15 protein-coding genes and 1 pseudogene are annotated in these 12,264 nt (G+C 30.6%); 8 read left to right on the plus strand and 8 right to left on the minus strand.

Annotation, left to right across the window (positions count from 1 at the left end; all coding sequences use genetic code 11):
- The 5 genes from N524_RS0108505 to N524_RS0108525 form a co-directional block, all read right to left on the minus strand.
- The coding region (locus N524_RS0108505; protein WP_029056257.1) for a transposase at positions 1-92 on the minus strand (92 nt) is incomplete at its 3' end.
- A gap of 216 nt (positions 93-308) precedes the next feature.
- Positions 309-437, minus strand: coding sequence for a hypothetical protein (locus tag N524_RS13790; protein ID WP_002449516.1), 129 nt, complete (start codon positions 435-437; stop codon positions 309-311).
- A 13-nt stretch (positions 438-450) separates the two neighbouring features.
- The gene (locus N524_RS0108515; protein ID WP_029056258.1) at positions 451-1,335 is read right to left on the minus strand and encodes a permease; all 885 of its coding nucleotides are present in this window, start codon (positions 1,333-1,335) and stop codon (positions 451-453) included.
- Positions 1,336-1,422: 87 nt separating this feature from the next.
- On the minus strand, positions 1,423-1,743 hold the full coding sequence (locus tag N524_RS0108520; protein WP_002449352.1) for an ArsR/SmtB family transcription factor: 321 nt from the start codon (positions 1,741-1,743) through the stop codon (positions 1,423-1,425).
- A 45-nt stretch (positions 1,744-1,788) separates the two neighbouring features.
- Complete coding sequence (locus N524_RS0108525; protein WP_029056259.1) at positions 1,789-1,983, minus strand: hypothetical protein; 195 nt, start codon at positions 1,981-1,983, stop codon at positions 1,789-1,791.
- A gap of 282 nt (positions 1,984-2,265) precedes the next feature.
- On the opposite strand from N524_RS0108525, the gene arsD reads away from it, so the two are divergent.
- From arsD to arsC, 6 genes are read left to right on the plus strand one after another with little or no spacing between them, the layout of a single operon-like run.
- Positions 2,266-2,613, plus strand: a complete 348-nt coding sequence (gene arsD, locus N524_RS0108530; protein WP_002489605.1) for an arsenite efflux transporter metallochaperone ArsD — start codon at positions 2,266-2,268, stop codon at positions 2,611-2,613.
- Positions 2,600-4,321, plus strand: coding sequence for an arsenical pump-driving ATPase (arsA, locus tag N524_RS0108535; protein ID WP_029056260.1), 1,722 nt, complete (start codon positions 2,600-2,602; stop codon positions 4,319-4,321). Before arsD ends, arsA begins: the two co-directional genes overlap by 14 nt.
- Entirely contained in the window at positions 4,321-5,985 is a 1,665-nt protein-coding gene (locus N524_RS0108540) for an FAD-dependent oxidoreductase (RefSeq protein ID WP_029056261.1), read from the plus strand. Before arsA ends, N524_RS0108540 begins: the two co-directional genes overlap by 1 nt.
- Positions 5,982-6,296 (plus strand): ArsR/SmtB family transcription factor, encoded by a 315-nt coding sequence (locus N524_RS0108545; RefSeq protein ID WP_002441914.1) that lies wholly within the window; start codon positions 5,982-5,984, stop codon positions 6,294-6,296. Before N524_RS0108540 ends, N524_RS0108545 begins: the two co-directional genes overlap by 4 nt.
- On the plus strand, positions 6,296-7,588 hold the full coding sequence (gene arsB, locus N524_RS0108550; protein WP_011274440.1) for an arsenite efflux transporter membrane subunit ArsB: 1,293 nt from the start codon (positions 6,296-6,298) through the stop codon (positions 7,586-7,588). The genes N524_RS0108545 and arsB overlap by 1 nt, the downstream gene beginning before the upstream one ends.
- 18 nt (positions 7,589-7,606) lie before the next feature.
- Entirely contained in the window at positions 7,607-8,002 is a 396-nt protein-coding gene (gene arsC, locus N524_RS0108555) for an arsenate reductase (thioredoxin) (RefSeq protein WP_029056263.1), read from the plus strand.
- A 61-nt stretch (positions 8,003-8,063) separates the two neighbouring features.
- On the opposite strand, the gene N524_RS0108560 is transcribed toward arsC, so the two are convergent.
- Both N524_RS0108560 and cstR read right to left on the minus strand, forming a co-directional pair.
- Positions 8,064-8,822 carry a sulfite exporter TauE/SafE family protein gene (locus N524_RS0108560; RefSeq protein WP_037555681.1) on the minus strand — a complete coding sequence of 253 codons (759 nt, stop codon included), beginning with the start codon at positions 8,820-8,822 and terminating at the stop codon, positions 8,064-8,066.
- Positions 8,819-9,079 (minus strand): persulfide-sensing transcriptional repressor CstR, encoded by a 261-nt coding sequence (gene cstR / locus N524_RS0108565; protein ID WP_000456194.1) that lies wholly within the window; start codon positions 9,077-9,079, stop codon positions 8,819-8,821. Before cstR ends, N524_RS0108560 begins: the two co-directional genes overlap by 4 nt.
- 138 nt (positions 9,080-9,217) lie before the next feature.
- Between cstR and N524_RS0108570 the strand changes: the two genes are divergently transcribed.
- Positions 9,218-10,285, plus strand: a complete 1,068-nt coding sequence (locus N524_RS0108570; RefSeq protein ID WP_029056265.1) for a DsrE/DsrF/DrsH-like family protein — start codon at positions 9,218-9,220, stop codon at positions 10,283-10,285.
- An 18-nt stretch (positions 10,286-10,303) separates the two neighbouring features.
- Entirely contained in the window at positions 10,304-11,632 is a 1,329-nt protein-coding gene (gene cstB, locus N524_RS0108575) for a persulfide dioxygenase-sulfurtransferase CstB (protein WP_015387316.1), read from the plus strand.
- A gap of 253 nt (positions 11,633-11,885) precedes the next feature.
- Here cstB and N524_RS13215 read toward each other — a convergent pair.
- Positions 11,886-12,224 (minus strand): annotated as a pseudogene (locus N524_RS13215) (HAD hydrolase family protein); the annotation flags it as partial.
- Positions 12,225-12,264: the final 40 nt, after the last annotated feature.

The raw sequence follows: 12,264 nt of genomic DNA on the forward strand, positions 1-12,264 counted from the left end.
TATATTACTTGTCTTCTATATTTTGGAGCGAAGACTATGTGATACTTACAATTCCATTTTGTATGTGCTAAACTGTTTGTGTCGGATGACATTAAAAAGCATCTCCTCGTGTTGATTATTTTGGTTGGCTGACCAATATTTATTCTAGCACGTAGAGTTGCTTTTTTTGTGACAACGGTAGAACCTTTTCTGAACCATACGCATAGCGTATGGTTTTCTTTTTACAATGAAAGAACGACAAATTCCATACTATTACATTAGAATTTGTCGTTCATTTATTAGAAGCATATATTTTACAGACTTCTAAATTAATTGTTACAACAACAATTATTATCCTGTTGCTCTTTTTCATTTTTCTCTTTTTTTTCTTCAATTTCTACTGAACAACAAGATTGTTCCTGAGGTTTTAATTTTTTTAATACGTCTTTGACTCCCATTATCTCACCTCCTTTAAATAACGATGTTCACCATCAAACCTGTAGAAATAGCTACAACTAAAATGGCGATAACGAATGAGATTACAAATTTTTTCTTGAATAGTTTCGATAATAATATAACTTCTGGAATACTTGCACCAGCACCACCAATGATCAAAGCAACAACTGTCCCAAGCGACATTCCTTTTGAAGCTAATGCTTCAGCTATAGGTAACATTGTTTCAGGTCTAATATACATAGGAATACCTATAATAGAAGCAATAAATACGGATATAATGCCACCTTCACTCGCATATTTAGTAATAAATGTTTCGGGTACAAATCCATATATGAACGCTCCAATAAATACACCAATAAATAGGTAAGGAAGCATTGGATATAAAAATGCCCACGCATCATTTAATGCTTGTTTAAAACGAGATCCATGTTTATTAGCAAAAAATCCATCTCCTTTAACGTTTACACCTTTGTAAGTTTTAACTAAATTCATTTTTGAAAATACTAGACCCGTTAAAATACTAAAAATCGCTAGTACAACAAAGTAAATAACAGCAACTTTCCAACCTAATAAGGCCCATAACATAAATATCATTAATGGATTCATTAATGGTGAAGATATTAAGAAACTCATTGCTGGACCAAAAGGTACTTTAGAATTTAATAGACCTGCAAGTATTGGAATTGTAGAACAAGAACAAAAGGGTGTCATCGCACCAAACACCATCCCCAATATATAACTAATTGCTTGATTAGGCTTGCTCAAAAATCTTTTGATTTTTTCTTCCGAAACTACTTGTTGAATTAAACTTACAATAAAGCTCACGATGATGAATAGTATTAATAATTCAAAAAACAACATCACAAATGTTTTTATAAATTCCATAATTGAATCTAACATGAGTATAATGCCTCCAAATTTAATTAATCAATATTTCTTGATGTATTAATCAAAAAAAATTGATTAATACTATATTAAAAAAGATACTTAAAGTATCTTACAACAAGTATCTTCATTTAAAACAACCTGTATTTGCTGCTCATTAATTTTATAATAATTCCATGTGCCATGCTTTTCAGCAATAAGAACATTTGCATCTACTAATTTTTTTAAATGATAAGAAAGTTTAGATTGTTTTATATCTAATAACTCTTCTAAATCACATACACATAATGATTTATTGAAGCTTTGGCTAATTTGATTTAGTATTTTTAATCTGATTTTATCAGCTAGCGCATTAAACATATTTTCATAAAAGTCAAATTGTTGATCTTCACTCATATCAGTCTTTGCTTTAATAACTTCCATAAAAGACCATCCTTTTTATAATATTTCATTGAGTTTATATTATCTTTATTTCAATTCTTGAATTGCTTGTTTATAGTTATTTTTTGTTGATTCGCCATACTGATTAATGTTCCCTTTAAAGAACTCCTTCTCCATATACATTGTAGCTTCTTTTAAATTGATTTCTCTTGATAGCATAACAAGATTTAAATAACTTACAAAATAACCAACAGTTAAAGTACTTGCATGGTTTACTCGCAATCAAGCACGCCTCCTTATTGTCAACGTAGTTTTATATCATTTAATACATCAATTTTTTTTGATATATTAAATATAAATCAATATCTATATTATCGCAAGAAGAAAACCTATAATTTTACATAAACTTAGGTATTGCTCACAGAAATATTAAAATAATTTTTTTATAAATTGTATTATTAAGAATTAAATTTAGTAAAATTTTTAAAACTCAAGCAAAAACATAGACTAACATCTATATAGATGTTAGTCTATAATCGTAAATTAATTAATGAGGTGAGTATAATGTTAAATATTGAAATATACGAAGAAGCTATGTGCTGTTCTACTGGCGTATGTGGTCCAGAACCGGATGAAACACTAATAAAAGCGAACCAAATCAATGAATATTTAAAGCAAAATCAAATAGAAGTTCAACGTTATAATATGAATAACAATCCGAATGAATTCATTAAAAATCAAGAAGTTATTCGTTTAATTCAAGAAAAAGGTGATGAAGTTTTACCCATCACTTTTATAGAAGGCAATATAACTAAAACGGGCGCTTATATTACCCAAGAAGAAGCCGATGAAATTATTACAGTTAATCAAATGAGAAATGGAGGATGCTGTGGTGGAAATGGATGCTGTTAAATACTTAAATAAATTGAATTTAGATAACATTGAGTTAACAAAATATTTGTTTTTTACTGGTAAAGGTGGCGTAGGCAAAACAACGATATCAAGTTTTATTGCTTTAAACTTAGCAGAGAATGGAAAGAAAGTAGCTTTAGTAAGTACTGATCCAGCTAGTAATTTACAAGATGTATTTCAAATGGAATTATCTAATAAATTAACTAAATATCAACCTATACCTAATCTCTCTATAGCCAATTTCGACCCGATTGTTGCTGCAGACGATTATAAAGCACAATCTATAGAACCTTATGAGGGTATTCTACCAGAAGATGTGCTTGCTGAAATGAAAGAACAGTTAAGTGGTTCATGTACAGTTGAAGTAGCAGCATTTAATGAATTTACAAATTTTTTATCCGATAAAACTTTAGAACAAGAATTTGATTTCATTATATTTGATACAGCTCCCACAGGTCACACTTTGAGAATGCTTGAATTACCTTCTGCATGGACAGATTATTTAAATACAACGAGTAATGACGCTTCTTGCTTAGGTCAATTATCAGGTTTAAATGAAAATAGAGTTAAATATAATTCAGCACTTGAAAAACTACGTAACCAAGATGATACGACCATGATGTTAGTTGCGAGACCTACTCACTCTTCTATATATGAAATTCAAAGAGCGCAACAAGAATTACAACAACTGTCAATTTCTAAATTCAAAGTAATCATTAACAACTATATAGAAGAAAGTCACGGTTTAATTTCGAGTCAGATGAAATCGGAACAAGATAAAAACATTAATCATTTTACTGAATGGTTAAATAACAATCATGCTTATTACGTTCCATATAAAAAGCAGAAAGAAGAAGGTATAGAAAATTTAACTAATCTATTAAATGATGATAACTTAATTGAAAATGATGACTTTATTGTTGAAGATCATCCGCAATTCAATAAATTAATCGATGAAATTGAAAATAGTAAAGTTCAATATTTATTTACAATGGGAAAAGGTGGCGTTGGTAAAACGACAGTAGCAACGCAATTAGCTACAGCATTATCTAATAAAGGATATCGTGTTCTTTTAGCAACTACTGACCCTACTAAAGAAATTAATGTTGAAACTACAAGTAATTTAAATACTGCTTATATTGATGAAGAACAAGCATTAGAAAAGTATAAAAAAGAAGTACTAGCCACAGTGAATGATGATACACCACAAGACGATATTGATTATATTATGGAAGATTTAAAATCACCTTGTACAGAAGAAATAGCATTTTTCAAAGCCTTTAGTGACATTATGGAGAATCAAGACGACATGGATTACGTCATTGTAGACACAGCTCCTACAGGCCATACCTTGCTGTTACTTGATTCTAGTGAAAATCATCATAGAGAATTAAAGAAAAAATCAACTCAAACTACCAGTAATGTTGAAACATTATTACCTAAAATTCAAAATAAAAATTTAACACAGATGATAATCGTAACACTAGCAGAAAAAACACCTTATTTAGAATCTAAACGTTTAGTAGAAGATTTAAATAGAGCTAATATAGGCCATAATTGGTGGGTTGTTAATCAATCGTTAGTTACGCTAAATCAACGTGATGACCTTTTTAGTAACAAAAAAGAAGATGAATCATTTTGGATAAACAAGATTAAAAATGAAAGTTTTGACAATTATTTTGTCATACCTTATGGGGGGTTATCATAATTAAAAAAATTGTAATCATCGGTTCAGTTGCTGCCGGTACAAGTGTCGCGGCTAAAGCAAGAAGAAATAGTGAAGATGTGGAAATTATCGTTTTTGATAAAGATAGTGATATTTCGTATTCAGTATGTGGTATCCCCTACTATATAGGCGGTAATGTATCTGATATTGATGAACTCACGCCAAGAAATGCTAAATGGTTTAAAGAGCGCTTCAATATAGATATTTATACAAAATATGAAGTGAATCAGATAAATGATACTGATCAAACAATAACTGTTACCAATTTAGTAAATGATGAAAAGATGATTCAAGAATATGACGAATTAGTATTAGCAACAGGCTCATCGCCTAAGGAACTTCCTCAATTAAATAGCGAAGAATATAACAATGTATTTAAAGTTAAGAATATTAATGATGCGAAAGCAATTTATAATTATATTGAGGACAATGATGTTCAGAATATAACAATCATTGGTGGTGGATTTATTGGTCTAGAAATGTTAGAACAATTATCTAATTACAATACTTCAATTATTCAACGTAGTACTTTTATGCCTCATTTAGACTACGATATCAGTTTTATGATTCAAGAATATATTGAAGATAAAGCTAACGTATATACCAATAATGAAATAGATATTATTGATTATGATGAAAATCATACAATAAATAGAGTGAGCTTAAAAACTGGCGAATTAATTGATACAGATTTAATCATTATTGGAATTGGTGTCATACCAAATACTAAATTAGCTAAAGAAATTGGTATTAATATTGGAAAATCTGGAGCAATACAAACCAATAAGTATTTTGAAACAAATATTCCTCACATATATGCAATTGGTGATGTAGCAGAAAGTTATAATTTAATTACTGGTGACCCTATATATAGACCATTAGGTTCTACAGCAAATAAAATGGGACGTATTTTAGGAGATCGATTAACTGGTGGAAATCTAGAACATAAAGGCATTTTAGGAACAGGCATTGTTCGTATATTTGATATGACAATTGCCCAAACAGGCTTAACTGAAAAAGAAGCTATTGATTTAGATATTGATATTGACGTATTACACAATGTGAAACCGAATCGTCCAGAATATATGCAAGGTCAAGAAATGGTAATTAAAGCTATATTTGATAAAAACAATTCTAAATTACTGGGTGCCCAAATTATTGGGTATGAAGGTGTAGATAAAAGAATAGATGTACTAGCTACTGCTATAACGTTTGGTGCCCATGCAGAAGATTTATTTCATTTAGATTTAGCATATGCGCCTCCTTTTTCTACAACTAAAGATCCTGTTATTTATACAGGGATGATTGGACACAATATTACTCGAGGACGCAAAATTATAACGCCTGAAGAAGTCATGAAACAAAATAATGACTTATTGATTTTAGATGTACGTTCTCCAAAGCAATTTGAAGTTAATCATGTTGATGGAGCGATTAACGTCCCATTGAAAATATTGAGAAGTTATGCAAAAACAGTAGATAAAAATCAAAAGATAGTGACTTACTGTAATAAAGGTACTACTGGGAATGCTGCACAAAACGTACTTATTAATTTAGGTTTTAAACAAGTGTTTAATTTGTCAGGTGGTAATAAAAATTATCAACGTTATAAAAGGTTTCAAGTAGAAAGGAAGAAGAAAAATTGAATTATAAAGAAATTTCACAATACTTAAAAGTGATTGCTGATAGTAGCCGTCTTGAAATATTAGACTTGTTATCTTGCGGTGAATTATGCGCTTGTGATTTATTAGAGCATTTTTCTTTTTCTCAACCCACATTAAGTCATCATATGAAAGTATTAAAAGACAATAATTTAATTACATCCAGAAAAGATGGTAATAAAATTTTATACAAATTGAATCATGACGTATTGGATAACGTTACATCACGACTCACTCTATTGAGTTCCAGTACTGTCCCATGTATATGTGAAACAGTAGAGAAAGGTGAGTGTTAATGATGACGATATTAGCAATCACAATATTTGTATTAACGTTAATTTTTGTTATATGGCAACCTAAAGGTCTAGATATTGGTATTACTGCATTAATTGGTGCTGTAGTTGCTATAATCACTGGCGTTGTAAGCTTTTCAGACGTACTAGAAGTTACTGGAATTGTTTGGAATGCGACTTTAACTTTTGTTGCAGTTATTCTTATTTCACTCATATTAGATGAAATTGGATTCTTTGAATGGTCTGCCATACATATGGTAAGAGCATCAAAGGGTAATGGCTTGAAAATGTTTATCTTTATCATGCTCTTAGGTTCAGTTGTAGCAGCCTTCTTCGCAAATGATGGTGCGGCTTTAATACTGACGCCTATTGTTTTAGCAATGGTACGTAGTTTAGGATTTGATAAAAAAGCGATATTCCCATTTATTATTGCTAGTGGTTTTATTGCAGATACTACGTCTCTTCCATTAATTGTTAGTAATTTAGTTAATATTGTTTCTGCTGATTACTTTGATATTGGATTTGTTGAGTACTTCAGTAAAATGATTATACCTAATATATTCTCTTTAATCGCAAGTATTCTTGTCTTATGGCTTTATTTTAGAAAGTCTATCCCAAGAAAATTTGATGCAGTAAATATTAGAGAACCAAAAGAAGCGATTAAGGACAAAAAGCTTTTTAATATCTCGTGGATTGTACTCACTGTATTGCTAGTTGGTTATTTAATAAGTGAGTTTATAAATATTCCAGTATCAATTATTGCTGGTATCATTGCTTTAATATTTGTATTATTAGCACGTAAGTCTAAGGCTGTGCATACGAAACAAGTAATTAAAGGTGCGCCATGGAATATTGTTTTATTCTCTATTGGTATGTATCTTGTGGTATTTGGTCTAAAAAATGTGGGCATCACAACGCTTCTTGGTGATGTACTAACAAATATTTCAAATTACGGCTTATTTAGTAGTATCATGGGCATGGGCTTTATAGCTGCATTCCTTTCATCCATTATGAACAACATGCCAACTGTTTTAATAGATGCAATAGCGATTGGTCAATCTCAAACAACAAGCATACTCAAGGAAGGCATGATTTATGCGAATGTTATCGGATCTGATTTAGGACCTAAAATAACACCAATTGGTTCGTTAGCAACACTTCTCTGGTTACATGTGCTTACTCAAAAAGGTGTTAAAATTTCTTGGGGACAATACTTTAAAATCGGTATTATTATAACGATTCCGGTATTATTTATCACACTGTTAGGGTTATATCTAACACTTATTATTTTCTAAAAAAAGAGGAAACTATTTATGGATAAAAAAACAATTTATTTTATATGTACAGGTAATTCATGCCGTAGCCAAATGGCTGAAGGCTGGGGTAAAAAAATCTTAGGAGATGAATGGCAAGTATATTCTGGCGGTATTGAGGCACACGGTGTAAATCCAAAAGCAATAGAAGCTATGAAAGAAGTTGGAATTGATATATCAAATCATGCTTCTAATTTAATTGACAAAAATATACTAAACCAATCTGATTTAGTAGTAACTCTATGTAGCGATGCTGATCAAAACTGTCCTGTATTGCCGCCTAATGTAAAGAAGGAACATTGGGGATTTGACGATCCTGCTGGCAAACCTTGGTCAGAATTCCAACGTGTTAAAGATGAAATCAAAGCAGCCATTGACTCATTTAAGGCTAGATAAATTTTAAGCGTCTCAATATCATTGAGACGCTTTTTAATAGACTTTTTATTATAAAATAACTTCAAAATATCAACTTAATAATTGCAACGACGATTAAAATACATATTATCGTTTTTTGAATATAGTCAGGTATTTTCTGACCCATTTTCATACCTAGAGGCGTAAATAGTATACTACCTAAAATTAACGGTACTGCACTATTGATAGGAATATACCCCTGTAATAATTTAATCATAAATGCTCCAATAGAAGAAATGAATGCAATTACAATACTATTTGTAACCACCATGTTCATTGGTAATTTAAATATAACAAGTAGTACTGGAATAATAATAAATGCGCCACCAGCTCCTACAATACCAGATACCAAACCGATGATACCACCTATTGTAATTAAAAGTAGACGATTAAACTTAATATGACTAGTAGATGGTGTAACTTTTATAAACATTAGAATAAGAGCTAGTAATGCAATAATAATATAAACCGTATTAACAAACTGAACATTTATTAAATTCGCTAAGATTGCACCTAGCATACTACCTATTACCATTCCACTTCCCATATTAAGTATAAGCGTTCTAGAAAAATTTTTATTTTTATATGCGTTTAAAGATCCACTCAATGTACTAAAAAAAACCTGACTTGAAGTTAATCCTGAAGCAATATAAGCACTATAAGTAGGTAAACCAAATAATGGTGGTAATAATAAGAGAGCTGGGTAAATAACAATGGCTCCCCCTATACCGACTAATCCAGAAATAAATCCTCCTAAGATACCAATAACTAACATTACTATAATTGTTGTTATACTTATCATTTACTTTTTATCAATAATTCAACTGCTTCATTAATTAGTGCCTGAGAATCTTCACTATTTTCTTCAGACATTTTGACGCATTCTACTAAGTTTTCACTAATGATAATACCCATTAACCGTTGAATAGAACTTTTAGAGGCACTTAATTGACTAATGACGTCTTTACAATTTTTTTCTTCCTCCATCATTTTAATGACTCCATTAAGCTGTCCTTGTATGCGATGAATACGATTAATCATCTTTTTATTATATTCCAATATATTTCACTCCACATTCATTTTTAATAATTACATCATATTGATTAAATTTTAGTTTGTCAAATACCCCCATAGGTATTTGACAAACTATCTAATTCGTTATAATATACCCCCATAGGTATTTAAAAGGAGGTAATTATGTCACAATATAAAACGAAACACATTAATGATTTCACTAAAAAAGAATTACAAGAATTGGGTTCTAAGGGTCAATTAATTGACGTTCGACAGCCTGAAGAATTTGAATTAGGACACATTAAAAATGCTTTATTACATTCAGTTGAAAATATAGAGACTTTTAAACAAAGCAAAAATAAAACTTACTATATCTATTGTAAAAGTGGTAATAGAAGTAGAAAAGCCAGTCAATTTCTTGCACAACGTGGATACGATGTGGTGAATTTAGACGGAGGTTATACCGCATACGAAAAACAACATGATAATGATAATTTATCTAAAGTAAAAGAAGATAGAGAAATTAAAGATAATCGTAAGATGTTCAATTATAGTAATCTACAATGTCCAGGACCTATTGTTAATATTAGTAAAGAAATCAAAAACATCGCTATTGGTGATCAAATAGAAGTTGTTGTGACTGATCACGGATTTTTAAATGATATTAAAAGTTGGGTCAAACAAACTGGACATACACTTGTTAGACTCAATGATTCTGGTAATGAAATTCGCGCTATTATTCAAAAAGAAGAAAATAAAAATATAGAAGTGACACACACGAAAAGTGGAACAACGATTGTTTTATTTAGCGGCGAGCTAGATAAAGCAGTTGCAGCAATGATTATTGCTAATGGTGCTAAAGCCGCAGGGAGAGATGTAACCATTTTTTGCACATTTTGGGGCTTAAATGCACTTAAAAAAATTCAAAGTCAACGTATTAAGAAAAAAGGTATTGCAAAACTTTTTGACTTCATGCTTCCAAATTCACCAATTAACATGCCTATTTCTAAAATGAATATGTTTGGTTTAGGCAATCTAATGATGCGTTATGTCATGAAAAAGAAAAATGTCGATACTTTACCTTCTCTTATTGATCAAGCAGTTGAGCAAGGTGTTAAACTTATCGCTTGTACAATGAGTATGGATGTGATGGGCATTACAAAAGAAGAATTACGCGATGATGTAGAATACGGTGGCGTAGGTGCATATATTGGATATACAGAACAAGCTAATCACAATTTATTTATATAATTAGAAAGGAATGATATTATGTTTTTTAAACAATTTTATGATAAACATTTATCTCAAGCATCTTATTTAATCGGTTGTCAAAAAACTGGAGAAGCCATGATTATTGATCCTATTCGTGACTTATCTTCATATATTCGAGTTGCTGATGAAGAAGGTTTAACCATTACTCATGCAGCTGAAACACATATACATGCAGATTTTGCTTCAGGAATTAGAGATGTTGCTATAAAGTTAAATGCTAATATCTATGTATCAGGTGAAAGTGATGACACATTAGGTTATAAAAATATGCCTAACCACACTCATTTTGTTCAACATAATGACGATATTTATGTAGGAAATATAAAATTAAAAGTGCTTCATACACCTGGTCACACGCCAGAAAGTATAAGTTTTTTACTTACTGACGAAGGTGCTGGAGCACAAGTTTCAATGGGACTATTCAGTGGTGATTTTATTTTTGTAGGAGATATCGGTAGACCTGATTTACTAGAAAAAGCGGTTAAAGTAGAAGGATCATCTGAAATAGGCGCTAAACAAATGTTTAAATCGATTAAAAGTATTAAAGACTTGCCAGACTACATTCAAATTTGGCCTGGCCATGGCGCTGGTAGTCCTTGTGGTAAATCTTTAGGTGCTATTCCAACATCTACGCTTGGCTATGAAAAACAAACGAACTGGGCTTTTTTTGAAAATAACGAAGCTACCTTTATCGATAAACTCATTTCTGATCAACCTGCACCACCACATCATTTTGCACAAATGAAAAAAATTAATCAATTCGGTATGAATTTATATCAACCTTATACGGTTTATCCAACTACAAATACAAACAGATTAACTTTTGATCTCCGCAGTAAGGAGGCTTATCATGGTGGACATATTGAAGGTACAATCAATATTCCATATGATAAAAATTTCATCAATCAAATTGGCTGGTATCTAAACTATGATCAAGAAATTAACTTGATTGGAGACTATCACCTTATTTCAAAAGCAACACACACCTTACAACTCATTGGATACGATGATGTTGCTGGATATCAATTACCTCAATCTAAGATTCAAACACGTTCCATTCATAGTGAAGACATTACAGGTAACGAATCACATATATTAGATGTACGTAATGATAATGAATGGAATAATGGCCACTTATCTCAAGCGGTTCATGTACCACACAGCAAACTTTTAGAAACAGATTTACCTTTCAATAAAAACGATGTTATTTATGTACACTGTCAGTCTGGCATTAGAAGTTCGATAGCTATTGGTATTTTAGAACATAAAGGTTATCACAACATTATTAATGTAAATGAAGGTTACAAAGATATACACCTTTCTTAATATTTATACTAATGAAGAAGGACTATAAGTAGTTAGATATAGCTTATAGTCCCTTTTTATATTATTGGATACATATCTATTTAAAAATCATTTATGTATCCTCGCTTTATATCATTTAATAAATATTTTACATAGTGCATACCTTTTTTGTTTATTGATGTGTTCAAAAAACATAACAGCAATTCTTATAAACCTCATATGTTCTGATACGTTCAAAATTCCTTTATGATGCGGTTTATCGTATAAAAGTTAATTACATATTGTTGCATTCACTATGATTATCGTCATTTATAAGTAATATATTCAATGTTTCTATTACGCCATCTCTATCATTATTAATTGAAATTAAATTTGCTTTACTTTTAAGTTCTGGATAAGCGTTGTCCATAGCAACTTTGTATCGTGCATGCTCAAATAAAGGAACATCATTTAAACCATCACTTAATACAAGCGTTTGTTCACTACTTATATTTAATAAATTTTGTAAAAAACGAATCGTTTTTCCTTTATCAACGTCTTTAGCTACTGCTTCGATAGCAGCTTGAATATGTTTACGTAAATATTCAATACGATAGTCATAATGAATATGTCCATAACAATGAATCGTCTAGTCTTAAATGATTCGTTTAATC

It is taken from the genome of Staphylococcus sp. URHA0057 (assembly GCF_000620265.1).
GTDB classification, from domain to species: Bacteria; Bacillota; Bacilli; order Staphylococcales; family Staphylococcaceae; genus Staphylococcus; species Staphylococcus pasteuri.